A 25,217-nucleotide genomic window follows, 5' to 3' on the forward strand; every position below is an offset into this window, starting at 1 on the left:
ACCTATGTCCAAGCCTTATTTGATTGCTCCTTCTATTTTATCTGCTGACTTTGCTCGTTTAGGTGCGGATGTAGACAAAGTGTTAGCCGCGGGTGCAGATGTAGTGCATTTTGATGTAATGGATAATCACTATGTTCCAAATTTAACTTTTGGTGCTGGCATTTGTAAGGCTTTAAAAAATTATGGAATTAAAGCGCCTGTTGATGTGCATTTAATGGTATCTCCGGTTGACCGTATTATTGGAGATTTTTTGGAAGCTGGTGCTGATATTATTACGTTTCACCCAGAAGCCTCACATCACATTGACCGTTCACTACAACTGATTAAATCAGGTGGTGCTAAAGCTGGTCTCGTATTTAACCCTGCAACGCCATTACATTATTTAGATTATGTACTTGATAAAGTTGACCAAATTCTAATCATGAGTGTAAACCCCGGTTTTGGCGGGCAAAAGTTCATTCCAATGACATTAGAAAAATTGCGCGAAGCTCGTAAAATTATTGATGCGAGTGGCCGTAATATTCGTTTAGAAGTTGACGGTGGTGTTGGCCCTGCAAATATCCGTGAAATTGCAGAAGCGGGCGCAGATATGTTTGTCGCAGGTTCAGCCATTTTTGGTCAACCAGATTATAAAGTTGTAATTGATCAAATGCGTGCAGAGCTTGCGAAAGTAGGTAGTGTAGACGCTTAAAAAGTATGTTGAACCGAGAATAAGCTTGTGGATAACTTTGTTTATAACTGTATGGATAACTGTGTTGATAACCATATGGATAAGATGTTGGTAAAATAAACAAAATGAGATCAACTGCTTATTCTCTAGGCAGAATGTATGAAAAAAGAACGTTTTAGCGTTCTTTTTTTATGCGTGTTGGATATTTTATTATCTGGTTTTTTATTAAGCTTAACTAAAAAATAACCTGTGCAAAAAACGATATGGCTCTGTGTAAAAATCTTTTAGGCACATATAAGTATAAAACTGTAAAAGTGTCATGAAAAATAAAGCTAAATTTGGTTTAATAAGATTTTAGTAAGAGATTTAAACAATTAATGACGGTAAAAATTTTAGCGGTAGATATGGATGGGACTTTTCTCAATTCTAAAAAGCAGTACAACAAAGCACGTTTTTTAAAACAGTACGAACAACTCAAACAAAATAATATTCATTTTGTGGTTGCCAGTGGTAACCAACTCGCAAAGCTTGTTACCTACTTTCCAGAAATTAGTCATGAAATTGCTTTTATTGCAGAAAATGGCGCACATGTTGTAGATGAAGGACAAGAAATAGCTTTTGCTCATTTAAGTCAGCAACAATTTATTGAGACTTTAAAGGCGATTGATTCAACCTATACATCTAAAATGGTGATCTGTGGAAAACAGAGTGCTTATGTACATACGAGTATGCAAGCCGAGGACTATGCCAAAGTCGCTCGATATTTTGAAAAACTAACAGTTATTGATGACTTTTATGCACTAGATGACTTGGTGTGCAAAATTACTTTTATTGCTCAGAAAAACGAAAGTTTTACTATTTTTCAAGATCTTCAGCAGCAAAGTTTTGTGGCAGATAAAGTATTAGTTCCTGTTTCAAGTGGTTTTGACTTTATCGATCTTATTCTTCCAGATCAGCATAAAGCACATGGTTTGAAGCTACTATTAGAAAAATGGCAAATTGAACCTGATCAAGTGGTTGCGATTGGCGATAACAATAATGATATCCAGATGATCAAAGCTGCGGGTTATGGCTTTGCGGTTGAAAATGCAGTAGAAGCTTTAAAAGCAGTAGCGCCTTATGCGGCTGCAAGTAATGAACAAGAAGGTGCATTGCAGGTAATTGATTTAGTGCTTCAGCATCAACCACCATTTGTTTAATTAATTTAAAACAAACAGTTAAGATGGGAAATTGTATCTGTTTTAAAACTTGGTTATGCTAGTGCATCTAAGATTTATAAATTGCATAAGGCAATAAACGATAATGGCCCTACAACACTTACGCAAGTATGCTTGGTTTGTGTTCCTAATGACTTTGGTCATTGGGTGGAGTGGTGTGTCTATTGCTCAGACGCCTATGCAGCATGATCTTCACACTATGCCATGTCATAGTGAAAAAAACTCGCATAAGAATATGCATGTTCAAGCAGATGATCAGACTGTATGTCACCAAACCATGACTCAGTCTGATCATTCGCACGGTGAGCATTGTAAGGACTGTAACCCCGTACATTGTCAAATCGTGAATCTGGCATTGCAACAAGCAGTCCCAGATGTTGAATCACAATTTATTCCCATATCATCTCAATTTAGCAGTATTTATCAGGCTCAGCATTTAGCCGGATACTGGCAAGAAATTTTACGTCCTCCTAAAGCTTAATCCTTTCTTACTTATTTTTTTAGTTCAAAGGATTACAGCAATGTCTCATAAAACAATTAGCAGCTTAGTCGCTGTATTTGGGCTATTGGTTTCACCATGGTCCCTCGCGGCAATTAAGGAATATCACCTTAATATTAATGAACAACAGGTAAATATTACTGGTCAACCGTTAAAGCGAATTACAGTAAATGGAAAATTTACAGCACCACTCCTTGAGTTCGAAGAAGGGGATGATGCAGTTATTCATGTGCATAACCAATTAAAAAATCAGGATACGTCTTTGCACTGGCATGGTTTGTTATTGCCGGGGTTAATGGATGGTGTACCGGGTTTTAATAATTTCAAAGGAATTGCTCCAAACGGAGATTTTGTTTACCGCTTTAAGGTGAAACAAAATGGCACTTATTGGTATCACGCCCATAGTAAAGGCCAAGAGCAAGATGGTTTATATGGCCCGCTCGTGATTTATCCACAAGGGAAAATACCCGTAGCTGCACATGAAAAAACTGACCGTGATTATGTTGTGATGCTTTCAGATTTTCATAATTCTTCTAGCGATAGCATTATGAAGAATTTGAAAAAATCTGCTGAGTATTATCAAAATCGCCGTGAAACCGTATCTGATGTCTGGAAGCAAGTTAAAGCGCAAGGCTTAAAAGCAACTTGGCAAGATCGTTCGATGTGGAACCAAATGCGGATGTTAAAAACCGATATGTCTGATGTGACGGGTTATACCTTCTTAGTCAACGGTAAGACACCGCAGCAAAACTGGACAGGTGATTTTAAGGCGGGAGATAAAGTCCGACTACGTTTCATTAACGCCTCTGCCATGTCATTTTTTGATGTCAGAATTCCAAATTTGAAAATGACAGTTGTGAGTGCAGATGGGCAGCCAGTAAAACCTGTTGCGATTGATGAGTTTCGTATTGGCACAGCCGAAACCTACGATGTGATTGTTGAACCTAAACAAGCAAATTATCAGATTGAGGCTGAGTCAATTGACCGTAGCGGCTTTGCTATCGGTACTTTGCATGATGAAAATACTCAGGCGGTTGGTCCAATTCAAATGCCACAGCCACGCCCGCGATCTTTATTGACCATGGATGATATGGGCATGAGTCATGGTGATGGAGCGAGTGATGAACATGCTGGCCATCAAATGAACATGCAACATGACATGTCGACCATGCCTGAAATGAAAAAAGAGACAAGTCATGCCAATCATGATCATGCAATGATGAACATGGACCATGGCATGAAAGACATGTCATCTGACAAAAATGATCATTCCATGATGCAAATGAAGCACGACATGTCAGCGATGCCTGAAATGAAACACGATATGCAGCCAAAGCCATCTAGTGAGCATGATCACGCTATGATGAATATGAATCATGAGATGCCTGCTCAACCTAAAACTACAGTTAAAAAAGATGAGCCGGTGTATGGCTGGGCAAATGCTTCAACACCAGTCGGTATGAAAGCATTGCAGTATAGTGATTTGCAGTCTTTAACACCTCAGCCAGACACACGTGCCCCAGAGAGAGAACTCGTTATTCGTTTAGGCGGAAACATGGAGCGTTATATCTGGACCATTAATGGTAAGAAATTTAGTGAAGCTGCACCATTGCAAGTTAAATATGGTGAACGTATTCGCTTGAAGTTTGTGAATGACAGCATGATGGCCCATCCAATGCATTTACATGGCATGTTTATGCAATTGGAAAATGGTCAGCAAGCTGAAAACTTACCCAATAAACATACTGTTATTGTTCCACCAGGAAAGACTGTTACTGCGTTATTGACAGCCGATGCATTAGGAGAATGGGCAATTCATTGTCATCTGCTCTATCACATGAGTGCAGGGATGATGAATAAGTTGATTGTGGCTCAAGTGAATGATGGAGCAGTAGATGCATCTCAAGCACCTGTTCAATCTGAAAATGAGAAAGGAGCTAGTCATGCACATCACTAAGTTATTTTCTCAAATGATATGTTGCGGTGTTTTCTCTGGTGTATCGGTTGTTACTTTTGCCCAAGAACCCTTAACGCATGATCATTTACGCGAACATGGCGGTCAGGTTTATCAGGCGACTACGATTGATACGGGCTGGACTCAAAATGAAGAAGGAGAAGGCAGTTTTTCTTCTGAATTAGAAAGTTGGGTGGGAACTGATGAAAACAAACTGTTCATTAAAGCTTATGTTGAAAAGGCCGAGTCCGAAGATGCTAATTACGGTGGCTCATTACTTTACAGCCGAAATGTAGCTGATTATTGGGATGTACAGGCTGGGGTAAATTACGAGCGTTTACAGCGGAAAGACCAAAAGCAAGATCGCTGGGCTGGTGTAGTTGGTTTACATGGCATGGCACCTTACTTTTTTGAAACCGATGCCTATCTGTATGCAGGTGAAGACCAGCTATGGAAGCTAAGCCTAGAAACGGAAAGAGACTTACTCTTTACTCAAAAGTTGATTGGTAAACCTTATTTAAAAGCAGATGTTATTTTGCAAGATGAATCTCGCTATGCCAGTAAAACAGGTATATCGAGTTTACAAGCTGGTTTTCAAACCCGTTATGAAATAAACAAAAAGGTAATGCCATTTGTTGATTTCGGTTATGGCTATGAAAAAGGTTTAAAACAGACGGCTTGGCAAACTGGAACCGACTCTGAACATGGTTGGTATTATGGAGCAGGGTTAACACTTAAATTCTAATTGCAGAACAAAAAGTAAGCTTAACGACATGCCATTGGTTTATACTAATGGCATTGTTTTTTGTGTCAGTTATGGTGCACAGATGGCTTTAGAAAAACAAGAGAATCAAATAAATGCAAATAAAAATTGCTCAAATTGTGGGTGTACAAGTGAAGTCGCACCTCAAAAAGATATGGGTGCAAGTCAGCTCGTCTCTAAAAAGAGTCAATGGGTAAGCTATTATCATATTCCCAAAATGGACTGTGCCGCAGAAGAGCAGATGGTACGGATGGCATTAGCCTCTTACGCTGATGATATTCAAGAACTCTATTTTGATTTGCCTGCCCGTCATTTAGCGGTTTATCACAGTGCTCAGGCTGAAATGTTAACCCAAAGCTTACAGCGCTTAGGCTTGGGCGCAGAATTGCAGCAGACGCAACCTCATTATGATTACGTCGAAAAACCTAAAAAAGTACGAAGTAACACTTCTACAAGTGCATCGCAAAAACAGGTTTTACAGTGGTTGTTACTGATTAATGGGGTCATGTTCGTCATTGAATTTATGGCAGGCATCATTGCATCATCGACAGGGTTAATCGCCGATTCACTCGATATGTTCGCAGACGCTGCAATCTATGGTATTGCCTTATTTGTGGTAGGTAAAAATCTTAATGCTCAATTAAAGGCTGCACATCTTTCTGGTTGGTTTCAGTTCGGTTTAGCCATGATTGTTTTAATTGATGTGCTACGCCGTTTTGTATATGGCAGTGAACCTGTTTCAATTCTTATGATTTTAATTGGCGGGTTAGCACTTGCTGCCAATATTACTTGTCTTTATTTAATGAGTGATCATAAAAATAGTGGAGCACACATGAAGGCGAGTTATATCTTTTCTGCAAATGATGTCATCGTAAACTTAGGTGTCATTGTCGCGGGAATATTGGTTGCCATTACAGGTTCTCCTTATCCTGATTTAATGATTGGATTAATCATTGTTTTGTTTGTCTTAAATGGCGCACGAAAAATTTTACAGTTAAAAAACGAATAATATTTTCTAAGACAGGCAAGCTTTAGATAGGGTTTGCCTTCATTTTTTATTTTAAAGTAAACTGAGCCCTCACATAAAGGAGGAACGACCTCCCCCATATTGGGTAATCATGTCGGGACGACCTGACACTATAAAAATTAGTGAATGTTATGGCTTGGGCTATTTTAATTTTAGCAGGTGTATTTGAAATCATTTGGGCATATTCTATGAAAATGTCCGAAGGTTTTACACGTTTAACCCCTAGTGTTATTACCGTAGTTTTTATGATTTTGAGCGTAATTCTACTTTCAATTTCAATGAAAACTTTACCCCTTGGCACTGCCTATACGGTTTGGACAGGAATTGGCGCAATCGGGTCATTTCTAGTCGGTATTTTCTTTCTTCATGAGCCTGTTGGCGCTATGCGAATGATTGCCGCTGTATTGATTGTGTCAGGTTTGGTTTTAATGAAAATTTCATCGCCGTCCTAAGAGAATAAAACTATGTTGCTGTCTTATAAGTATATCAATTCGCCTGTTGGGCAATTAAAACTGGTTGCGAATGAAAATGCTTTGGTGGCAATACTCTGGGACAATGAAAATCCAAAACGTATTCGACTGGCCGAGCTGGTCGAACAACTTGAGCATCCAGTTCTATTAAAGACCGAACAACAATTAAAAGAATATTTTGAAGGTAAACGCCGTGAGTTTACATTACCACTAGATTTCGAAGGAACCGCATTTCAAAAGCAGGTCTGGTCTGCTTTACTGACCATACCTTATGGTGAAACAAAAAGTTATAAAGATATTGCTGTTCAAATTGGCAATGAAAAAGCGGTGAGAGCAGTTGGCGCTGCAAATGGCAAAAACCCGATTTCAATTATTGCACCTTGTCATCGAGTCATTGGTGCGGGCGGTGCCCTAGTTGGTTTTGCAGGTGGGCTTGATAAGAAAGATATTTTATTAAAACTAGAGCAACAATGAGCCTTTTTTGCGCTCGATTTTTTTAGACTTTTCTACTAAGCTGTCCACTATGATATTTCATGAAGAAGGTGCTTCATTGCATCCCTTTTTTGAAATATTAATCTTATTCATAACAAACTCTGGATGTTCTAAAATGGCTGTCGGTGACGTAACAATGCCACAAATGCATGTGGTAAAAGGTGTAAAAATTGGCTCAACAGAAGCATATGTACGTTACCCAAACCGACGAGATTTAGTCATTTTTGAGTTTGCAGAAGGTTCAAATGTTGCAGGTGTATTTACCCAAAATGCATTTTGTGCTGCACCTGTTCATGTCTCTAAAGCCCATCTTACCCAAGATAATCCTCGCTATTTAGTGATTAATACGGGTAATGCTAATGCAGGTACTGGACCTACAGGCTTGAAAAATGCTCAAGATACTTGCGCAAAATTAGCTGAGATTGCTGGGGTAAATAGCTCAGAAATTTTACCATTTTCTACAGGTGTGATTGGCGAACAGCTTCCAATGGAACGTTTACTCGCTGGACTTCGACCTGCATTAAACACTTTGCAAGAGGCTGCTTGGTATGATGCAGCATCTGGCATTATGACCACAGATACAGTACCAAAAGGCGCATCTGAACAATTTGAGCTTGATGGCATTACTTACACCATGACAGGTATTAGTAAAGGCGCTGGCATGATTCGTCCAAACATGGCAACCATGCTGAGCTTTGTAGCTACAGACGCACCTATTAGCCGTGATTTAGTACAAAGCTTATTAAAGACAACAGTTGAGCATTCATTTAACCGTATTACGATTGATGGCGATACCTCAACCAATGACTCTTGTATTTTTGTGGCAACAGGTCAGGCAGGTGGAGCTGAAATTACTTCAATTAACGATGCACGATATGCTCAAGTGTTAGAAGTACTGGCTCGTGTTATGAATCGTTTAGCACAGTTAATTGTACGTGATGGCGAAGGTGCAACGAAGTTTATTACTGTTGCTTTAGAAGGCGGTGGCAACACTCAAGAATGTTGTGATATTGCTTATAGTATTGCTCATTCGCCGTTAGTAAAAACCGCGCTTTTCGCATCTGACCCGAACTGGGGCCGTATTTTGGCGGCAATTGGTTATGCTGGAGTGAAAGACTTAGACGTATCTAAAATTCAGGTATGGCTAGATGATGTACAAATCTGTAAGGATGGTGGAGCTGCCGAGGACTATACCGAAGAGGCGGGTGCGCGTGTTATGGCACAAACAGAAATTACCATTCGAGTTGATTTAGGACGCGGTCAAGCCAAAGACACGGTATATACCTGTGACTTATCTTACGACTATGTCAAAATTAATGCTGATTACCGTTCTTAAATATCAGTTATAATCAAGCCTCGACAAAGAGGCTTTTTTATTAGCCCCATCTTTTGATATTAAATGATTCAAGTTAGTAAATCATTTAAGCAGTAACGTTATATGCGAGCAGGTATGCCAGCATGAAGGATAGAGAAGACGTTTTATGAGTGATGCGACTTTAATTGCCAACGATGCAAAAAACATTGTACAAGCGCATTTAGACCGTTTAGGTGAGCCAAAAGACAACCGCTTAAGTGAAGAAGCAAAACAACAAAAGTTTGCTCAGATCGAAGCAGAGCTCAAAAAACGTGATGCTGTCCTTGTTGCTCATTACTATTGCGACCCTGAAGTACAGGAACTTGCCGAAAAGACAGGCGGGTGTGTTTCTGACTCTTTAGAAATGGCCCGTTTCGGACGAGATCATGCCGCCTCTACACTGGTTGTGGCAGGTGTTAAATTTATGGGAGAAACAGCAAAAATCCTGTCTCCTGAAAAAACAATTTTAATGCCGACACTCGAAGCGACTTGTTCACTCGATTTAGGTTGTCCGGTTGATGAGTTCACTGCCTTTTGTGATCAGCACCCTGACTACACCGTAGTTGTTTATGCCAACACATCGGCTGCTGTTAAAGCACGAGCAGATTGGGTGGTGACTTCAAGCTGTGCAGTCGAAATTGTTGAGCACCTAGATAGCTTAGGCGAAAAAATTATTTGGGCACCAGATCAGCACTTAGGTCGCTATATTCAAAAGAAAACTGGTGCAGATATGTTGCTTTGGGATGGTGCATGTATTGTGCATGAAGAATTCCGTGCACGCGGTATTGCCAACATGAAAGCATTGTACCCAGATGCGGCTGTATTGGTACATCCTGAGTCGCCAGAATCGGTTGTAGACATTGCAGATGCTGTAGGTAGTACTTCTCAATTGATTAAAGCTGCACAGACTTTGCCAAATGAAAGACTTATCGTGGCAACTGACCGTGGTATTTTCTACAAAATGCAGCAAGCTGTACCAAATAAGATTTTAGTTGAGGCGCCAACAGCAGGTGAGGGTGCAACTTGTCGTTCATGTGCACACTGTCCGTGGATGGCAATGAATGAACTCGATGGAATTTTAGAAGTTTTACAAAAGGGCGATCAGGAAATACACGTCGAACCAGCGCTTGCTGAACGTGCCAAAATGCCTTTAGATCGAATGTTAGCCTTTAGTGCATCGTTAAAGCGTTAAAAAACCTCAAAATGCTTGTTAAATATACATTTGATAAGGATTTTTAACTTTTTTTGACAATAGGTGTTGACGTCTGAGGGCGTCGCGCCTAGAATGCACACCGTACCGCACGATGTGCGATACAGAAAAAGCTGAGATAGATCGGAGCATAGCACAGCCTGGTAGTGCACCTGGTTTGGGACCAGGGGGTCGTAGGTTCGAATCCTACTGCTCCGACCACTTAAAATAATATTTTAAGATCGGCGAAGTATCGCATGATAAGCATCATCGGTTAAGCGCCTGTAGCTCAGTTGGATAGAGCATCCGCCTTCTAAGCGGATGGTCACAGGTTCGAATCCTGTCAGGCGCGCCACTCGGTAGCTTGGTACATAGAACTATTTGATGGTGGATGTAGCTCAGTTGGTAGAGCCCTGGATTGTGATTCCAGTTGTCGCGGGTTCGAATCCCGTCATTCACCCCAATTTCGGAGCATAGCACAGCCTGGTAGTGCACCTGGTTTGGGACCAGGGGGTCGTAGGTTCGAATCCTACTGCTCCGACCATATTCTTGATTTTTAAAGAAAATCAGATATTAAAAACCCACTAAATTAAATCTCATAGTAAATATTACCCATACAACACCACGTGTTTATGCGTACATATATCTCACTAAAGCATTCCCAAATCATTCCCATCAAAAAAATGATTTGAGTATGAAAATCATGCAAAACCCCATATATTAAGCACCAACAAAAAATAATTAGGTTATGAAGTTTTTGAAGTAATAAAGTAATATTTTAAAATAAAACATTTATATTCAATAGATTATCCTATTTCCAAAATGTAAGATTGATGTAATAACCACGTAATTTATTTCTGTACAAATAAGTGTTTTTCAATCTAATTCCTATTTAATAAAATCAATGACTTATAAAATATTACTTTACTTATTACAAGAAATTACACTTTTATGTAATCTAATTTATCATTAATTATTAATAACTTAACTTCTGTTATTACTTTATTACTTCAAATCGATTTTAGAAACTAGAAAAGCACGTTTTTATGTTCTTAAAAAATGATATCGGGTAAGATTTTAACTAGGGCTATTTCTGGTAGAGAAATCTTATGCAAACTGAATTTGATCAATACAAAAGTTTTTTATTGCAGAGAGAAGAACTTTCCAAAACAAATAGATTAGCTCCTTGGTCAGATTACTTTGGAAACCCAATTTTTGAAAATGACTTAATTCAACACCCATCTGGTGAAATTGGTTTAGTTATATTTTTACAGTCAGAATATGAGCCATTAAACCAATGGCGTGTGAAATATAATGACAATGTTTTATCTAGACTTTGTTTGCAAATAGGTGATAAAGGACAAGCCATTGTAGTTGGTCATCCGTTAGAACACATAGAAATCATTCAAACTGTAGTACTGTAGTAATATGCAGTATCCGATTTCTCCATTTTTCTTCTCAATAGCCTAAGGTTTACAGGTTCTCAGCTTTTATCCAATAGTGTATATGATTGCAGTGAAATTGCTCCCTTTAGAGGAACCGCAGGCGCGCGGGTGACTGCGCTGGAGCCAGTAGCCTGCAATATAGATGATAATTATTCTCATTTAAGCGAGGGTTGCTAAAATCCCATAAAAAAAGCCAGCTAATGCTGGCTTTCTTGTTTCTAAACGATTATGTGACGTTTTTTAAATCATATTCCTTAAATCTAATGATCTCATCACCAGCCCACTCATTGAGCTGCTGCATGCGTGACTGGAGAGGAACAATTTCATTTTGATAAAACACTTCTGCTGCATCTTTAATTGATCCAAAACCTCCAGTATTGTTAGGAACAATACCCATGAGTTGTGGAGGTATGCGAAGTGCTGCCAAAGTATCATCACGGGTGATAGATTTAATATTTGTGAAGTCATCTTTTGCTGCAATTTCGGAAACAGGCAAGATCTGGATACCATCCTTTTTTCCACCAGGTGCATAATAAAATAAATTACGGAAGTTGCCTGGTCCTTTACTATCCTTTAGTGCCTGACGTAAGGCTGTAATATCATTCGGATCCTGTGCTGCATCATTCACATATAAGATGAACCCAGCATGAGATCCATTGTTGTAGTATTTACGACGGAATAATGTCGCCGATTCATTGAGCCATGCGCTTTGTAAAGCAGATATGTATTCAGGTGCTCCATAAATTTCCTGATCAATGTCTGTTTCTCGAATGTGACAAACCCGATTATAAAACTCAAATTCTTGATAGCCTTTATGGTCATCACAAAGTAAAAAGAACTGATCTGAATATTCACCACGACGCATATATTTTGCTAAAGCTGGTTTATATTGAATTACACTTCCGAGTCGTGATTTGATTTCTTCTAAGTAGGTATTGCCACACCAAACATAATCCAATGCGACTTGTTCAAATGCTTTTCGATTCAACTTTGCATGTGGAATAAAAAGGTTAGCCAGAAAATTACGTTTAAAAATAATTCCGCTATTTAAATATGGTGTCGATTTATATGATTTGGCTAAGCCATTCATACTAACCTGTGGTTCATACCATCGGCCATTAAACCAAGATTCCATGTAATCTGATAATTCATTTCCATTAAGTACTGGAACTGCATCACCAAAAGTAAAGGCCATTGATTCTTGTTTATTAGTTGATTTGCTCTGAAAAACTGGTAGTTGGCTTTTTGCAAAACTGACTAAACTTTTTGCTGTCGATAGGGGATTCATTAATAGATCTCCATGAAAGATTGATTCATTTGTGTTTGGCCTTCAAGTGGTTCGTTATAAAGTGCATGCATGAGAGACCAAGCTAGATCCGCATGTCCGATTTCTTCAGAGCGTCCAGCTGTAAATGTCATTTGGCGCTGACTTGCTGTAAGAGTTTTTTTAATGCTCATTAAGGATTGAGAAAGGTCAGTCCAGCCTGCGTCATACTCCAAACGACCATTTCTGATTACATCCATTGTTTTAAGCACAAGCTTTGTTTTGACTTCTGGTGAATAGCTGAACTCGGTGACATTTGGGAAAAATTGCTTAACTAATTGAGATACACCTGTTCCCATACCTGTTATATCAATGCCGATATAAGTCACGTAATAACGTAGTGTTGTCTGGCGAATCATCTCAGCTTGATTTTTAAAATCCATTCCCCGAAATTGGATTCTTTCAAGTACTCGAAATTTTCCACCAGGAACAGGGGAGGGAGCAACAACTACTAAGCCAGCACTATCACCGCTTTCGGCTGGGTCATACCCAATCCAGACTGGGTTATTTCCATAAGGTCGACTATGGAATGGTTTGTAGTCATCGGCCCAAACCTCCCATGAGTCAATCATGCAAGGTTGAAGCATTGCTAATGGAAAAATAGATGCGCCATCATCAATAAACTGGCACATCAACAGGTTTGCAAATTCTTCAGGTGAATATTCGAATCGCAATTCTTCAATATCGAATAAATCACACCCGCCATTTTCAGCATCTAATATCGTAACGATTTGACGCCACATGCGGTCTTCACATAAACGACCATTCTTTAGTGAATCATGAGATACATCGATATCCAGTCTTTGGTCTTTCGGTCGACCACGGTTATTACGTGTTCCAGTCCAGAATGTATATGCTTCATGTGCCATCGTCGAAGGCGTTGAAAAATAGGTTTTACGCCATTTTTTATGCAAAGCCATTGCTGATGCGACTTTGTTTAACTCATTGAAGCCAAACGTCCAGAAGAACTCATCAAAATAAAAGTTACCGTGGTGACCTTGGGCCGTTCTGTAGTTTGTACCTAAAAATGATAGTGAAGCCTGATTATTATCTGGGAGTACGATTGGATCTCCGACCAACTCAACTCCGCATGCCTCATAAGCAAAACCCTTGATATATTCTTTGAAAATATGGGCCTGAGCTTTTGACGCAGATAAGAAAATTTGATTACGGCCAGTTTTGACTGCATCGACTAATGCTTCGCGGGCAAAGTACCATGTCGCACCGATCTGACGACTTTTTAAGATTACTCGAGTACGTTGATTGCCTGCTTTATACCAATCGCGTTGATAGTCAAATAAGCTATCTTCAAAAGCAGATATAAGTTGTTCAACTTGTTCTTCAGTAAACTGATTATTTTCTTTTTTCTTCTTGGGTGCTGCATTACGCTTGGCAATATTGGGATTAAGATCCGCTTCATTACCACCATCTTTATAGCGTTCAATTCGGGCAAATTCTTTATAGTTTTTAAATAATTCGCCTAATTCTTTATAGTCACCACTCGATTTTTTGTTCTTTAGAGTGAGTGTCATTAAACGAACTGTTAATGCCTCTTCCACACGACTTTCTGATCGTGTTTTATCCCACTCTTCTCTGGTTTTCCAAGCCTGAACTGTACGTTCATTTTCGTCTAGCGCTTCAGCTATATCGACAATTTTCCAGCCAAGCCAAAAGAGAAACTTGGCTTTTAATTTGTTATCGAGAATCAGCTCTAGATTAGCTAATTGTGATAATTCATTCATGTTTTACGGATTGATTTAATTTCATCCGCAAACGATGGCAGGCAAGTTCGCTTTTATCAGTCATGGCAATTTGTATGTCAGTTATATACAAGCATGCTCAATTGCTACACATAACTAATATTGCCCATTCTGCACCTATTGAAATTGCCCAAAAAACCTTGCAACAGGTACAGCAGAATGACTGATAAAACACAGCCGAAAAAATTTAAATCGAAATGGTTTCGAGTTGCCGTGGCTGGTGACACTACAGATGGTCGTGAAATTCAATCTGAATGGATCATCCAAATGGCGCAAACTTACAATCTGAATACTTATGGTGCTCGTATCAATTTAGAGCACATTAAGGGCGTTTCTCCAGATGGCATTTTTGGTGCTTATGGTGATGTGATCTCGCTTAAATCCGAAAAAGTTACCATTAACGGTGAACAGAAAGATGCGTTGTTTGCTCAGATCCAACCAAATGAAAATTTGATTGCTCTCAACCAGAAAAATCAAAAAATTTACACGTCTATCGAAGTCGATGAAAATTTTGCAAAAACTGGCCAAGCCTATCTAGTAGGTCTTGCGGTTACTGATAGTCCTGCATCGCTTGGTACTGAAATGCTCTCATTTGCTGCTGGAGCAACTGAAAACCCACTTAAAGCGAAGAAATTACGTCCTGAAAATTTATTCAGTGCAGCACAAGAAACAAAACTCGAATTTAAAGAAGTTAAAGAGTCATTTGCCAGTGACTTGGTGAATAAAGTTAAGAACTTATTTAAAACCCAAGAACAGCAACAACAGCAGACTCAAGAAAACTTTAGTCAAAACGAACAAGCCATTCTTGAAATTGCACAACAGACAGCAAATCAGGGTGCTGAATTTTCCGAGTTCAAGAATAAATATGAGCAGCTTGAGTCTGATTTTAACCAGCTAAAAAACAAGCTGGATCAAGAGCCTCAAGGACAACCACGTCCTCCATCGACCGGCAGTAAATATTCAGAAGAAATCGGCGAAATCGACTGTTAATTCAATCGGTTCGAGCAATCCATTAATTCATATTTAGAGTAAACAAAATGCGTAATGAAACACGTGCTAAATACAATAAGGTTATGGTTGAGTTAGCTAAACTCAATAATGTTGAAGACGTTTCAAAGAAATTCACTGTCTCGCCTTCAGTTCAGCAAAAGCTTGAAGATCGTATTCAGCAATCTTCTGAATTCTTGAAAAAAATTAATATTCACTTAGTGCCTGAACAATCAGCTGAAGCTATTGGACTTGGAATCAATCGTCCTATCGCATCACGTACAAATACTAATACGAAAGATCGTCAGCCAGTTGATCCAACTGGTCTTGATAATCGTGTTTATTTCTGCCGTAAAACGGATTTTGATACAGCAATTAAATATCAAAAACTGGACCAATGGGCAAAATTCAAAGATTTTTATCCACGATTCCGTGGTGTGATCGTAAAACGTCAAGCACTTGACCGAATCATGATTGGATTTAATGGTACCAGTATTGCAGTTGATACTGACATTGTTGCTAATCCAAAACTCCAAGATGTCAATAAAGGCTGGCTGCAAAAAATGCGCGAAGAAAATGAATCGCGTGTGATGAAATCAGGTGCTGTACAAAACAAAATTACTATCGGAAAAACGGGTGACTACAAAAACCTAGATGCACTTGTAATGAATATCGTTGATGAAATGATCGACGAAGTTCATCAAGAGAATCCAGATCTTGTCGTATTGTGTAACCGAAAAACTGTTTCGGATAAGTACTTCCCACTGGTAAACAAAGATCAGGAAAACTCCGAAAAACTTGCAGCAGATATAATTATCTCTCAAAAGCGTATGGGTAACCTTCCAGTTTACTCAGTACCGTTTTTCCCTGAAGGCATCATTCTTGTAACGACCTTCGATAACTTATCGATTTATGTTCAAGAAAGTTCACGTCGTCGCACAGTCATTGATAATCCAAAACGTGATCAAATCGAAAACTTCGAATCATCGAATGAAGATTATTACATCGAAGATCTTGGTCTTGCTTGTATGGCTGAAAATATCGAAATTCTGCCGGAGTAATTCTTCATGAACTTGGCTCGAAAGCATTTCCAACAGCATCAGGCCATATCCGCAGCTGAAACAGCTGCGGAGTTCGGTACCATGCAAAATACAAACGCCTATGAGCAGCAACTTTTGCAGCTCAACAGTGATAAAAATCGTCTCAAAAATATTCAGTCAAAACAAAATAAAATCGAACTGAAACGCCAGTTACTTCCAAATTATAAGCCATATGTTGAAGGCATTTTAGAAGTGAAGCCTGGTGTTCAAGATGCAGTTATCACTGAGATTTTAGTTTGGGCAATTGATATCGGTGAATATGAATTTGCACTCAATATTGCTGAATATGTTCTTGAACATGGCTTGAAGCTACCAGATCGTTTTGAGCGTTCTGAAGCATGCTTTATTACTGAAGATATTGCTGATGAATTTTTAAAAACTCTTAAAACCGATGTTGCGGTAGATATCACTGTATTAGAGCGTTTAGAGCAGTTAATTACAGATGAATCATTGGTTCAGTCCAAGCGTGATATGCCTGATGAAGTTAAAGCCAAGCTTTACTTGGCATTAGGTAAAACTGAAATGCGTTTTGTCTCTGGTGAAGAGTTAGTTGATCTTGTGCATGCCACCCGTGCTCGTGATTTCTTAGACCAGGCTTGCAAGCTCGATGACAAATGTGGCGGTCGTACTGATCTAAACAAAATGACAAAGCTAGCCAGTAAATTGAGTGCAATCTTTAATAAAGAAGAACCTCAACCCTCTGAACAATCTACACAACCAGAAGCCACTAATATTTTATTAAGCGAAAACCCAGTGGTTAATGAAACAGAACAACCAGAAGTCACCAACGTTTTGTTAAATCAAAATGGAACGCCAGTGGTTGATAACCACGGTAGTTTGGTACCGACATCTGAATAAGTGCCCCGCACCGCACTGGAGTGCAATGGTCGTGATCTTCACATCACAGTAAATCTTCAACGAGCCATTGCCCCTCCCAGTGCACTATGAAGGAGATCTACATGGGATTTGTCGCAAATGGTGCCGTTACACCAAGCAATATCATTATTTCCAGTGGCACATTCTTTCCTGATATTTCTCTAGATGAAATACGAAGTGTTGTTCGTATCGACGGATCCATCACCGATGTACGTTTAAGACAAGTTATCCGCGAAGAAATCATTGATGTAAATCGGCTGCTTGCAAGCCTTGTGATGAAAGCCGAAAAACTGGTGGATTTAGCTGTTAATCAGATTGACGGTAAACCAGATACTGAAGTTCTTTACCTGTCAGCTGTCTCTAATGGGGTGGCTGCAAAAGTAAATGAAAACTATCGAAATTATGACAGCACTAACTCAGGTGTAAAAAAATCTGAAGTAACTGAATGTTCAGTTGAAGATTATCGTCGTAATAAGCAATGGGCAATTCAGCAGCTTAAAGGTGAAAACCACAGCATAGTTGAGTTGATATGAGCAAAACCATTACAGCAATTCAGAACGATACCGTCGATTCAATATGCTGGCGATATTACGGACGTAGTTCAGGCGTGGTTGAAAAAGTGCTTGAAGCGAATCCCAATCTAGCTGATATCGGTGTTTTTCTACCAATTGGCACTTCAGTGATTCTTCCTGATATCGATACACCACAACAAATTAAACAAACTGTCCAACTGTGGGATTAATAATGCCAGAACCAACTACAACAGCAGCTGTAACAGCAGTATCAATTAGCGCAGCTTCATTACTCCCATTCGTAAATGGTAATGCTTTACTTGGGGCGGTTTTCGGAGCAGCTCTTTTTGCAACAACGAAAAAAGATTTAAAACCTTTACAACGCCTTTCAACAATGATTATTGCTGTGGGTTTTGGATATTTGTTAGCACCGGAAGTGACTACCCGAACGTTCATTACTAATGATGCTACAGCAGGGATGATTGCTTCTATTTTTTCATTACCGATTATTTTAAAAATTATGGTTTGGGTGGATCAATCTAGCCTAACTGACATCTGGAATAAATTTCGTGGAGGAGGTAAGTCATGATCGAAATTATGTTTCAACTGATTGCTCTTATTGCATACCTGATCTGTGGCCTACGAATCATTTGTTTTGATGCTGAAGGTCTTCGTCATCGTCATGGCTTTTCAATTTTAGCCACGATACTTATTGCAGCTTTTATTGGCCAGTCAATTCACATCCTGTTTTTTAAAGATCCAGTCACTTTATGGGATGCAATTTTTGCAGTACTTCTGGCCGTCCTTATTTGCCGTGCGAAAGGTAATGTCGCAAAACTTATCTGGAGTACAACATGATTTTAAAATTCGGCTCTAAAGGTAATGATGTCATTACATTGCAGAAGCAGTTGAAAAAGCTCGGTTTAAAAGGCGTTAAGGGAAAAGAGCTTTCAATAGATGGTGATTTTGGTGCATCTACTGAATTTGCTGTAATGACATTCCAAAAGCAAAAAAACTTAGTAGCAGATGGCAAAGTAGGGGACAAAACAAGAGCAGCTCTATTTGACCAAGATACATCTAAATTTCTTAAAGATAGTGACTATAAAAAAGCAGCTGAGCGTTTGAAAGTTTCGGAACTTACCATTCGTGTTTTTGGTGCAGTTGAAGGCAGGGGAGTTGGTTTTCTTAGTAATGGTAAACCTAAAATCCTGTTTGAACGTCACCGTATGTATGCATATTTAAGACTGAAAAAAGGAACCGCTTTCGCTGACAAAATGGCTGCTGAACGCCCCAATATTGTTAACCGAAAAACTGGTGGATATCAGGGTAATGAAGCTGAATATGTTCGTTTGGAACAGGCAAAACAAATCGATGTTGATAGTGCTTTGATGTCGACGAGTTGGGGGCAATTTCAAGTTATGGGTGAAAACTGGAAACAGTTAGGTTATGCATCTGTACAAGAATTTGTTGAACAACAGTTTGCTAGTGAGTCTTATCAACTAGAAGCTTTTATCCGTTTCATTGAATGGAAAACAGGAACTTTTGATAAGAAAAAAGTCACTTTGATTGATGCGCTGCGAGCAGAAAACTGGGATATTGTTTTCACACTTTATAATGGCGCAAATTATAAAAAACTTGGGTATCAGGCGAAATTCCAAAAAGAATACGATCATTTAGAACCTATCTATGGTGGGATCAAAGCAGCATGAAGAAACCACAAAGTTTAAGAGCTCATTTACTAGCTGCTATCCCTGAACTATGTCGTGATCCAGATCGCATTCTTATTTTTGTTGATGAGGGTGCGGTGCGGAGTACGATGGCAAACGGCTTATCATTTGAATATGTCTATACACTGACCATGATTCTGACAGATTATGCTGGCGATCTTGCTGCAGTTAGTATTCCTGTGCTCGACTGGGTTCGAGTCAACCAATCTGAACTAATGGCCAATCTAGATAAAGTTAAATCTGGCATTAAGTTTGAAGCTGAAATTTTGGCAAACGATAAAGTAGATTTGGCAATCCAAATGCCATTAACTGAGCGTGTTATCGTTAAACAAACTAGTGAAGGCCTTAGCGTCGATTATCCTGACGAGCCACAATATCATAAAGCTGAAGAATCTAAACAAGTTACATTGTTTGATAAAGATGGTACCGAGCTTGCGTCTTGGATATCAAGAGATCCACAGCAAGAGTATTTTTTATAAATGGCTGAGCTTGAATTTCTTTCCGAGCATCTTAATGCGCTATTAACAACATTAAGTGATCCTGAACGTCGTAAATTTGCAATGATGATTGCTCGAAAAGTTCGTGCAAGCCAAAGCCAGAGAATTACACGTCAACAAAATCCTGATGGAAGTTCTTATATCCCTAGAAAAAATTTAAGAAATAAAAAGGGCCAAATTAAAAGAAAGATGTTCATGAAGTTGAAAACAGCAAAATTCATGAAAATAGAAAAAATCCCTGATGGAGTGACTATTGGTTTTGATCAACGAGTATCAAGGCTTGCCAGAATTCACCAGGACGGCTTGGTCGATAATTTAAAATATAACGGTCGGACATTTAAGGTCAGATATGCTCAACGAATCTTACTTGGATTTACTGATTCTGAAGTTGAAATCATAGAAAATGATGTTTTAAAACTCTTCGATTCAAAATAAAACCACTTGTATATAACTGACATACAAACCAAACCAAATGCATTAAACCTTTAGCTGCATAACGATTGCAGCATGAATGCAGAAACCATCCGTCGTCTTGAAAATACGATCCGTTTAGGCCGTATCAAGACCGTAACACCGTCTAGTCCTTTTCATACAGTTACAGTCAATTTAGGTGACATCGTAACTAAAGAGCTACGTCTATTAAATTTGAGAGCTGGAAAAGACTCCACTCATGATTTACCAAGTAAAGACGAAGAATGCATTGTACTTAGTCCTTGTGGGGTCATTGAGCTTGGCATTGTCGTCGTTGGTTTAAATAACGAAGACTTTCCTACGCCATCACAAGATCCAGATATTAAATTACGGATGTTTGAAGATGGTGCCGTCATTAGTTACGACACTAAAAACCATTCTTTACAAGCTATCTTGCCAGCCAATGCAACCGCCATACTGACTGCACCAGGTGGTTTAACTGTTAATGGGAATACAACCATTAATGGAAATCTCATCACCAATGGTGACTCTACAACAAATGGAAATGTTCAAACCAATGGCAGCACAGCCATGACGGGGAATAACACCGTTGGTGGAAGTCAGTTAGTGCAAGGGTCAAGTCATTCACGTGGGGACTTTAGTACTGAAGGTGATGTGAAAGCAGGATCGGTTTCAACCCTGCATCATAAACATCCTGGTGATAGTGGCGGTACCACAGGAGAGCCAATTCCATGATGTCCAGAAAAACGGGTTTATTAATCACAGAAATAGAAAGTATTAAGCAATCGATTGAAGACATCGTTACCACGCCAATTGGAAGCAGAGTAATGCGACGGGAGTATGGTTCTATCGTTCCATCTTTAATTGATCAACCCATGAGTGATGTTATTAAAGTGAAACTTTACAGCGCAATCTATACGCCAGTATCACGTTGGGAAGAACGAATCAGTATCGAAAGTTTAAAAGTTAGCGAGGTCTTTGCTGGTGGTATGCAACTCGATTTAGAAGCAGTTCATACCCTTACTGGCCAGTCTCTTAATTTAAATATTCCACTGTTAATGGGATCATCATTATGAGTGTTGACTTTAACCAACTTACTCCCCCAAAAGCGGTGGAAGAACTCGATTTTGAAGCTCTTTTCGATGAACGAAAAGAAGCCCTCATTGCACTTTGGCCAAGCAACCAACAAAACCAAATTCGTAAAACATTAGAACGTGAAAGTGAGCCTTTGACAAAGCTTTTGCAAGAAAATGTATATCGTGAAATCTTGCTTCGTTCAAAGCTAAATGCTCAATATCATGCTGTACTTTTAGCATATGCGACTGATACTGATCTTGATGTCAAAGTTGCAGATTATGGTATTCAACGTTTAATTGTATCCCCTGAAGATTTAAGTACAACACCACCAACACCCGCAGTTTATGAAAGAGATGAGGAACTTCGCTATCGTGCAAGTAAAGCTTTTGATGCTTTATCCGTTGCGGGTCCGACGTCAGCATATGAATTTCATTCCCTTAGTGCTGATGGTCGTGTAGCCGATACTTATGCGTTTTCACCATCGCCTGCCCAGGCACTCATTACCATTTTACAGCGTAACTCCGAAAATGGTGCCGCTACACCTGAACTGTGCCAAAAAGTTTACGAGTATGTTTCAGGTGAAAAACTACGCCCAACTGCCGACCGTGTGACAGTTCAATCAGCTGGCATTATTGAATATCAAATTCAAGCAGTACTTCATCACAATAATTTGCCTGAAACTGATCCAATTCTTGAAGAAGCAATTGCCAACATCAATGCATTTATCAACTCACCAAAACGAATTGGTCAAAGTATTTATCTGTCAGCCATTTTTAAACAGTTACATGTTTCAGGCGTTGAACGTGTTGAATTGATCAGTCCCTCTGCAGATGTGTTAGTTACCGCATTTGAAGCGTCATTTTGTTCTGGTGTTGATATCACTATTTCGGAGGGCTAATGAAAAACTTACTCCCTCCAAACAGTACAGAGCTTGAACGCAAAGTTGCTGAAGAACTTGGCAATAACTCAAACCTGCCTGCAAATTTACGCAGCCTTGTCACTCTGAATGATGTACCAAGTCAGTTTTTACCGCATTTGGCTTGGGAAAATAGTGTTGACCGTTGGCAACAAGATTGGCCGAAAGAAGTCAAAAAACAGCAGATCAAGGCAAGTTTTGAAGTTCACAAGTACAAAGGCACGAATTATGCCCTTCGTAAAATTGTCGAAGCGTTTGGATATAGCGTCACAATTTATGAGTGGTGGCAAGAAGTACCGATGAGTGAACCAGGTACTTTCCAAATCGCAATCGATACCAACAACCAATCATTAACAGAACAAGGGCTAAATACTTTACTTCAGCTCATCGATGACGCACGCCCACTGACGCGCCATTGCAAACATATTCAAATCAATGTCACTCCAAGCTACGCACAAATTTATGCCTTGGCTGGATGTTACAGCGGTGACGACACCACAATTTTTCCAGAAGTCCAAGATGCTGTGATAACTGCAGCACTGATATGGGCTTTCTATGAACAAACAGAAACAGAAGTCTATCCATTCGGAGCTCATTTATGAGTTACTACACCAAAATTACGAAAGCAGGTTTAGCAGCCATTACCGCTGCAATGAACAACAATTCAAAAGTACCGATTACTTATATGGCTTTTGGCGATGGTAATGGTTATATTCCTGAACCAGTCGAAAATGCAACATCATTGGTCAATGAAGTCTATCGTGCTGGGTTGAATAAAGTTGAAGTTCATAACAAGAACCCAAACTGGTTAGTCTGCGAAGCAATTATTCCATCTGCAATTGGTGGATTTAATATTCGTGAAGTTGCTTTATATGACAATACAGGCAATATAATGTTGGCAATCGCTAGCTATCCACCAACTTATAAACCGAGTGTTGAAGAAGGTGCTGCTAAAATTCAAATTATCCGCATTGTTATACAAGTTGATAACTCTGGAAGTTTTGAATTAATCGTGGATCCTGATGTTGTATTAGCGACACGAAAGGAAGTCGATGACATAAAAAATATTGTCAGTTTAAACTCTTTGAATATTTCAGACCTTAGAACAACAAAAGGAAATAAAAATAAGCAAAGAATTACAACTTCAGAATATTTTGAAGGAACAGGTAAAGGTGGAGCTGATTATTATTGGGACTCTGGATCAAATCTTGAGGACAATGGTTTCTCTGTTATTCAAGTTAATAATATTTCAACTGGGCGTTGGATATTAGATTATAAGAACAGAGAGATATCAGCAATGTGTGCAGGTGTCCTGAATAATGAATCAAATTCATCTTCAACACAACTTCAACAAGTTATTGATTTTGTCAGTATGAATGGTGGAGGAAAAGTTACTCTGCCAGCTATTACTATATCTGCCAATATTAAGTTAAAATCCAATGTTACACTTGAAGGAAGTATATTGGCAGGTACTTTATTTACCCCAGCAACGAAAATAATTTCGAATGACTCTACGCAAGTAATCCAAGTAACAGAACCTGGGGCGCGTTTAAAATTAATTGAAATGGATGGTAGGAATAATCTTGGAGTTCAACGCGCTTCTTATGGCTTGGCTATTTCAGCAGGAAATTTTAAAGCATGGGGTATTAAATCGAGTTACGCACGTTATGATTCTCTTTATATTAATAATGGTGCTGAAGATATAGAAATTGAATATGCAATCCTTGAATATGCTAGTCGTAATATCATGTCAGTTGTTGGTGGTTCAAAAATAAAAATAAAGAACTCAGTATTAACTGAGGACGCAGACATTTTACCTGGACTTTATCTCTTAGATGTTGAACCAGTTACACCATCCTATGCCTATGGTTTGGTTTTTGAAAATGTAATAATGAATAAAGTTAAAGAAACATCGAACAGTTCGGTTATTTTAAAGCATACCGTTTCACCTAATGGATATGCTGATATAACTTTTAAGTATTGTTCATTTTTAGGTTATTCAAATATAAGAATTAATAGTGATAATTTTAAGGGATTGTATTTATACTATAATATTTTTGAAGGTCCTGTTTTTGCTGGGGTTTCTACATCACTTTGTAAAATTATAGAAGGTGAAGCCATTGGTAATATTTTTAATAAAATAAGCTCAATGGGATCTTTTTTCTCTTATCAAACAGATTTCGGTGGTGATTTTCTATTTAAAAAGAATACTTTTAATATAACCCCATCACAAAATTCAATCTCAAATGCATCATGGGGTGAGAATACTTTTACCAATCTGATACCTATTGAACCTGTAGATAGAACATTGCTAGGTGAAAATAAAAGAAAAAATATTGAGCTTCAAAGCAATCTTGCCAACGCTTTCTTCGTTTCTCAAATTAGAAAGGTTTCCTTAACACCAGAATATAAGGATGTTTTGACTATTAACAACAGAAGTACAACGCATATTACAATTGCCGCAACAGATGCGACTGAAGCAGCAGGTGCTAAAGCATTTGTTGAATTAATAGCATCTTCAGATTTAACAAATATTGAAGTTATATCTGTAGAGAAGTTAAACCACAATTTGTATGGCATAGACTTTTTATGGGAAGGAAAGACTTTAAAACTTAAATGCCGTTCTTCCGCAGCAGAAAGTTTTGTAATTAAAGCTGATGTATATGCAGATAATCAAAATTTCAAAAAAGTAAACTGGCTGATTTAATTTGTAAAAACCCACTTAATACAAGCCCATACACTTTAGCTTTACTAAGACCCATGCAAGCCTGTTTGTTGAATTAAAACCTCAATTAACAGGCTTTTTTATTCGGCACTTACCACTATGTAAAAACCATTTTCACAGAATAAAAAACCACGTTTAAATCGTGGTTTGTATTTCCATTCATCATTTGTATATAACTCATATACAAACCTTAAAACATGACTT

General features: G+C 38.7%; 28 protein-coding genes and 4 tRNA genes. 30 read left to right on the forward strand and 2 right to left on the reverse strand.

Annotated features, from left to right (window positions below; genetic code table 11):
- Positions 1 to 4 precede the first annotated feature (4 nt).
- The 15 genes from rpe to FY048_RS17540 all read left to right on the forward strand — a co-directional run bounded on the left by rpe (position 5) and on the right by FY048_RS17540 (position 11,059).
- Positions 5 to 691: a ribulose-phosphate 3-epimerase gene (gene rpe / locus FY048_RS17470; protein WP_446091973.1), complete on the forward strand. Its 687-nt coding sequence runs from the start codon at positions 5 to 7 to the stop codon at positions 689 to 691.
- 356 nt (positions 692 to 1,047) lie between these two features.
- Complete coding sequence (locus tag FY048_RS17475; RefSeq protein WP_446091974.1) at positions 1,048 to 1,869, forward strand: Cof-type HAD-IIB family hydrolase; 822 nt, start codon at positions 1,048 to 1,050, stop codon at positions 1,867 to 1,869.
- Between the two features lie 103 nt (positions 1,870 to 1,972).
- Positions 1,973 to 2,368, forward strand: a complete 396-nt coding sequence (locus FY048_RS17480) for a hypothetical protein (protein WP_075431232.1) — start codon at positions 1,973 to 1,975, stop codon at positions 2,366 to 2,368.
- A gap of 40 nt (positions 2,369 to 2,408) precedes the next feature.
- Positions 2,409 to 4,343: a copper resistance system multicopper oxidase gene (locus FY048_RS17485; protein ID WP_446091975.1), complete on the forward strand. Its 1,935-nt coding sequence runs from the start codon at positions 2,409 to 2,411 to the stop codon at positions 4,341 to 4,343.
- Positions 4,330 to 5,085: a copper resistance protein B gene (locus tag FY048_RS17490; protein ID WP_446091976.1), complete on the forward strand. Its 756-nt coding sequence runs from the start codon at positions 4,330 to 4,332 to the stop codon at positions 5,083 to 5,085. Before FY048_RS17485 ends, FY048_RS17490 begins: the two co-directional genes overlap by 14 nt.
- A gap of 28 nt (positions 5,086 to 5,113) precedes the next feature.
- Positions 5,114 to 6,112, forward strand: coding sequence for a cation transporter (locus FY048_RS17495; RefSeq protein WP_446091977.1), 999 nt, complete (start codon positions 5,114 to 5,116; stop codon positions 6,110 to 6,112).
- A 149-nt stretch (positions 6,113 to 6,261) separates the two neighbouring features.
- Complete coding sequence (locus FY048_RS17500) at positions 6,262 to 6,582, forward strand: DMT family transporter (protein ID WP_004794435.1); 321 nt, start codon at positions 6,262 to 6,264, stop codon at positions 6,580 to 6,582.
- A gap of 12 nt (positions 6,583 to 6,594) precedes the next feature.
- Complete coding sequence (locus FY048_RS17505) at positions 6,595 to 7,074, forward strand: methylated-DNA--[protein]-cysteine S-methyltransferase (protein ID WP_446091978.1); 480 nt, start codon at positions 6,595 to 6,597, stop codon at positions 7,072 to 7,074.
- Between the two features lie 133 nt (positions 7,075 to 7,207).
- Complete coding sequence (gene argJ / locus FY048_RS17510; protein WP_446091979.1) at positions 7,208 to 8,428, forward strand: bifunctional glutamate N-acetyltransferase/amino-acid acetyltransferase ArgJ; 1,221 nt, start codon at positions 7,208 to 7,210, stop codon at positions 8,426 to 8,428.
- Positions 8,429 to 8,573: 145 nt separating this feature from the next.
- Positions 8,574 to 9,638, forward strand: a complete 1,065-nt coding sequence (nadA, locus tag FY048_RS17515) for a quinolinate synthase NadA (RefSeq protein WP_005042977.1) — start codon at positions 8,574 to 8,576, stop codon at positions 9,636 to 9,638.
- A gap of 142 nt (positions 9,639 to 9,780) precedes the next feature.
- A tRNA-Pro gene (locus tag FY048_RS17520) sits at positions 9,781 to 9,857 on the forward strand.
- A 56-nt stretch (positions 9,858 to 9,913) separates the two neighbouring features.
- Positions 9,914 to 9,990, forward strand: a tRNA-Arg gene (locus FY048_RS17525).
- A gap of 32 nt (positions 9,991 to 10,022) precedes the next feature.
- Positions 10,023 to 10,098: transfer RNA gene (locus tag FY048_RS17530), tRNA-His, on the forward strand.
- Positions 10,099 to 10,102: 4 nt separating this feature from the next.
- Positions 10,103 to 10,179 (forward strand) — tRNA-Pro (locus FY048_RS17535).
- 565 nt (positions 10,180 to 10,744) lie between these two features.
- Positions 10,745 to 11,059, forward strand: coding sequence for a hypothetical protein (locus FY048_RS17540; protein WP_446091980.1), 315 nt, complete (start codon positions 10,745 to 10,747; stop codon positions 11,057 to 11,059).
- A gap of 247 nt (positions 11,060 to 11,306) precedes the next feature.
- Here FY048_RS17540 and FY048_RS17545 read toward each other — a convergent pair whose 3' ends face one another.
- Both FY048_RS17545 and FY048_RS17550 read right to left on the reverse strand, forming a co-directional pair.
- Positions 11,307 to 12,368, reverse strand: a complete 1,062-nt coding sequence (locus FY048_RS17545) for a phage portal protein (protein ID WP_446091981.1) — start codon at positions 12,366 to 12,368, stop codon at positions 11,307 to 11,309.
- Positions 12,368 to 14,146: a terminase large subunit domain-containing protein gene (locus tag FY048_RS17550; RefSeq protein ID WP_446091982.1), complete on the reverse strand. Its 1,779-nt coding sequence runs from the start codon at positions 14,144 to 14,146 to the stop codon at positions 12,368 to 12,370. Before FY048_RS17550 ends, FY048_RS17545 begins: the two co-directional genes overlap by 1 nt.
- Positions 14,147 to 14,323: 177 nt before the next feature.
- Here FY048_RS17550 and FY048_RS17555 point away from each other — a divergent pair, with 177 nt between their 5' ends.
- The 15 genes from FY048_RS17555 (at position 14,324) to FY048_RS17625 (ending at position 24,995) form a co-directional block, all read left to right on the forward strand.
- Positions 14,324 to 15,154: a GPO family capsid scaffolding protein gene (locus FY048_RS17555; protein WP_446091983.1), complete on the forward strand. Its 831-nt coding sequence runs from the start codon at positions 14,324 to 14,326 to the stop codon at positions 15,152 to 15,154.
- A 47-nt stretch (positions 15,155 to 15,201) separates the two neighbouring features.
- Entirely contained in the window at positions 15,202 to 16,212 is a 1,011-nt protein-coding gene (locus tag FY048_RS17560; protein WP_446091984.1) for a phage major capsid protein, P2 family, read from the forward strand.
- A 6-nt stretch (positions 16,213 to 16,218) separates the two neighbouring features.
- Positions 16,219 to 17,109 (forward strand): phage terminase small subunit, encoded by an 891-nt coding sequence (gene gpM / locus FY048_RS17565; protein WP_446091985.1) that lies wholly within the window; start codon positions 16,219 to 16,221, stop codon positions 17,107 to 17,109.
- A 101-nt stretch (positions 17,110 to 17,210) separates the two neighbouring features.
- Complete coding sequence (locus FY048_RS17570) at positions 17,211 to 17,660, forward strand: head completion/stabilization protein (protein WP_446091986.1); 450 nt, start codon at positions 17,211 to 17,213, stop codon at positions 17,658 to 17,660.
- Positions 17,657 to 17,869 (forward strand): tail protein X, encoded by a 213-nt coding sequence (locus FY048_RS17575; protein ID WP_005048954.1) that lies wholly within the window; start codon positions 17,657 to 17,659, stop codon positions 17,867 to 17,869. The genes FY048_RS17570 and FY048_RS17575 overlap by 4 nt, the downstream gene beginning before the upstream one ends.
- Before the next feature lie 2 nt (positions 17,870 to 17,871).
- Entirely contained in the window at positions 17,872 to 18,228 is a 357-nt protein-coding gene (locus tag FY048_RS17580; RefSeq protein ID WP_005048951.1) for a putative holin, read from the forward strand.
- Entirely contained in the window at positions 18,225 to 18,497 is a 273-nt protein-coding gene (locus FY048_RS17585; protein ID WP_004842378.1) for a phage holin family protein, read from the forward strand. The genes FY048_RS17580 and FY048_RS17585 overlap by 4 nt, the downstream gene beginning before the upstream one ends.
- Positions 18,494 to 19,348: an N-acetylmuramidase domain-containing protein gene (locus tag FY048_RS17590; RefSeq protein WP_446091987.1), complete on the forward strand. Its 855-nt coding sequence runs from the start codon at positions 18,494 to 18,496 to the stop codon at positions 19,346 to 19,348. The genes FY048_RS17585 and FY048_RS17590 overlap by 4 nt, the downstream gene beginning before the upstream one ends.
- Complete coding sequence (locus tag FY048_RS17595) at positions 19,345 to 19,845, forward strand: phage tail protein (protein ID WP_446091988.1); 501 nt, start codon at positions 19,345 to 19,347, stop codon at positions 19,843 to 19,845. The genes FY048_RS17590 and FY048_RS17595 overlap by 4 nt, the downstream gene beginning before the upstream one ends.
- Positions 19,846 to 20,298, forward strand: coding sequence for a phage virion morphogenesis protein (locus tag FY048_RS17600; protein ID WP_446091989.1), 453 nt, complete (start codon positions 19,846 to 19,848; stop codon positions 20,296 to 20,298).
- A gap of 72 nt (positions 20,299 to 20,370) precedes the next feature.
- The gene (locus tag FY048_RS17605; RefSeq protein WP_446091990.1) at positions 20,371 to 21,030 is read left to right on the forward strand and encodes a phage baseplate assembly protein V; all 660 of its coding nucleotides are present in this window, start codon (positions 20,371 to 20,373) and stop codon (positions 21,028 to 21,030) included.
- Positions 21,027 to 21,371, forward strand: a complete 345-nt coding sequence (locus FY048_RS17610; protein ID WP_446091991.1) for a GPW/gp25 family protein — start codon at positions 21,027 to 21,029, stop codon at positions 21,369 to 21,371. Before FY048_RS17605 ends, FY048_RS17610 begins: the two co-directional genes overlap by 4 nt.
- Entirely contained in the window at positions 21,368 to 22,270 is a 903-nt protein-coding gene (locus FY048_RS17615) for a baseplate J/gp47 family protein (RefSeq protein WP_446091992.1), read from the forward strand. Before FY048_RS17610 ends, FY048_RS17615 begins: the two co-directional genes overlap by 4 nt.
- Positions 22,270 to 22,890 carry a phage tail protein I gene (locus FY048_RS17620; RefSeq protein WP_446091993.1) on the forward strand — a complete coding sequence of 207 codons (621 nt, stop codon included), beginning with the start codon at positions 22,270 to 22,272 and terminating at the stop codon, positions 22,888 to 22,890. The genes FY048_RS17615 and FY048_RS17620 overlap by 1 nt, the downstream gene beginning before the upstream one ends.
- Complete coding sequence (locus FY048_RS17625; protein ID WP_446091994.1) at positions 22,887 to 24,995, forward strand: phage tail-collar fiber domain-containing protein; 2,109 nt, start codon at positions 22,887 to 22,889, stop codon at positions 24,993 to 24,995. The genes FY048_RS17620 and FY048_RS17625 overlap by 4 nt, the downstream gene beginning before the upstream one ends.
- Positions 24,996 to 25,217 lie beyond the last annotated feature (222 nt).

Source organism: Acinetobacter sp. 1124_18A (genome assembly GCF_052824995.1).

What these genes read in the sequence shown, in the direction of transcription:
- FY048_RS17620 (WP_446091993.1), top strand. Translation starts at nt 22,270, where the DNA reads ATGAAAAACTTACTCCCTCCAAACAGTACAGAGCTTGAACGCAAAGTT.
- FY048_RS17625 (WP_446091994.1), top strand. Translation starts at nt 22,887, where the DNA reads ATGAGTTACTACACCAAAATTACGAAAGCAGGTTTAGCAGCCATTACC.
- FY048_RS17545 (WP_446091981.1), bottom strand. Translation starts at nt 12,368, where the DNA reads ATGAATCCCCTATCGACAGCAAAAAGTTTAGTCAGTTTTGCAAAAAGC.
- FY048_RS17550 (WP_446091982.1), bottom strand. Translation starts at nt 14,146, where the DNA reads ATGAATGAATTATCACAATTAGCTAATCTAGAGCTGATTCTCGATAAC.
- FY048_RS17495 (WP_446091977.1), top strand. Translation starts at nt 5,114, where the DNA reads ATGCCATTGGTTTATACTAATGGCATTGTTTTTTGTGTCAGTTATGGT.
- FY048_RS17480 (WP_075431232.1), top strand. Translation starts at nt 1,973, where the DNA reads ATGGCCCTACAACACTTACGCAAGTATGCTTGGTTTGTGTTCCTAATG.
- FY048_RS17555 (WP_446091983.1), top strand. Translation starts at nt 14,324, where the DNA reads ATGACTGATAAAACACAGCCGAAAAAATTTAAATCGAAATGGTTTCGA.
- FY048_RS17590 (WP_446091987.1), top strand. Translation starts at nt 18,494, where the DNA reads ATGATTTTAAAATTCGGCTCTAAAGGTAATGATGTCATTACATTGCAG.
- FY048_RS17575 (WP_005048954.1), top strand. Translation starts at nt 17,657, where the DNA reads ATGAGCAAAACCATTACAGCAATTCAGAACGATACCGTCGATTCAATA.
- FY048_RS17610 (WP_446091991.1), top strand. Translation starts at nt 21,027, where the DNA reads ATGATGTCCAGAAAAACGGGTTTATTAATCACAGAAATAGAAAGTATT.
- FY048_RS17600 (WP_446091989.1), top strand. Translation starts at nt 19,846, where the DNA reads ATGGCTGAGCTTGAATTTCTTTCCGAGCATCTTAATGCGCTATTAACA.
- rpe (WP_446091973.1), top strand. Translation starts at nt 5, where the DNA reads ATGTCCAAGCCTTATTTGATTGCTCCTTCTATTTTATCTGCTGACTTT.
- argJ (WP_446091979.1), top strand. Translation starts at nt 7,208, where the DNA reads ATGGCTGTCGGTGACGTAACAATGCCACAAATGCATGTGGTAAAAGGT.
- FY048_RS17485 (WP_446091975.1), top strand. Translation starts at nt 2,409, where the DNA reads ATGTCTCATAAAACAATTAGCAGCTTAGTCGCTGTATTTGGGCTATTG.
- FY048_RS17570 (WP_446091986.1), top strand. Translation starts at nt 17,211, where the DNA reads ATGGGATTTGTCGCAAATGGTGCCGTTACACCAAGCAATATCATTATT.
- FY048_RS17540 (WP_446091980.1), top strand. Translation starts at nt 10,745, where the DNA reads ATGCAAACTGAATTTGATCAATACAAAAGTTTTTTATTGCAGAGAGAA.
- FY048_RS17595 (WP_446091988.1), top strand. Translation starts at nt 19,345, where the DNA reads ATGAAGAAACCACAAAGTTTAAGAGCTCATTTACTAGCTGCTATCCCT.
- FY048_RS17500 (WP_004794435.1), top strand. Translation starts at nt 6,262, where the DNA reads ATGGCTTGGGCTATTTTAATTTTAGCAGGTGTATTTGAAATCATTTGG.
- FY048_RS17585 (WP_004842378.1), top strand. Translation starts at nt 18,225, where the DNA reads ATGATCGAAATTATGTTTCAACTGATTGCTCTTATTGCATACCTGATC.
- nadA (WP_005042977.1), top strand. Translation starts at nt 8,574, where the DNA reads ATGAGTGATGCGACTTTAATTGCCAACGATGCAAAAAACATTGTACAA.
- FY048_RS17605 (WP_446091990.1), top strand. Translation starts at nt 20,371, where the DNA reads ATGAATGCAGAAACCATCCGTCGTCTTGAAAATACGATCCGTTTAGGC.
- FY048_RS17580 (WP_005048951.1), top strand. Translation starts at nt 17,872, where the DNA reads ATGCCAGAACCAACTACAACAGCAGCTGTAACAGCAGTATCAATTAGC.
- gpM (WP_446091985.1), top strand. Translation starts at nt 16,219, where the DNA reads ATGAACTTGGCTCGAAAGCATTTCCAACAGCATCAGGCCATATCCGCA.
- FY048_RS17560 (WP_446091984.1), top strand. Translation starts at nt 15,202, where the DNA reads ATGCGTAATGAAACACGTGCTAAATACAATAAGGTTATGGTTGAGTTA.
- FY048_RS17475 (WP_446091974.1), top strand. Translation starts at nt 1,048, where the DNA reads ATGACGGTAAAAATTTTAGCGGTAGATATGGATGGGACTTTTCTCAAT.
- FY048_RS17505 (WP_446091978.1), top strand. Translation starts at nt 6,595, where the DNA reads ATGTTGCTGTCTTATAAGTATATCAATTCGCCTGTTGGGCAATTAAAA.
- FY048_RS17615 (WP_446091992.1), top strand. Translation starts at nt 21,368, where the DNA reads ATGAGTGTTGACTTTAACCAACTTACTCCCCCAAAAGCGGTGGAAGAA.
- FY048_RS17490 (WP_446091976.1), top strand. Translation starts at nt 4,330, where the DNA reads ATGCACATCACTAAGTTATTTTCTCAAATGATATGTTGCGGTGTTTTC.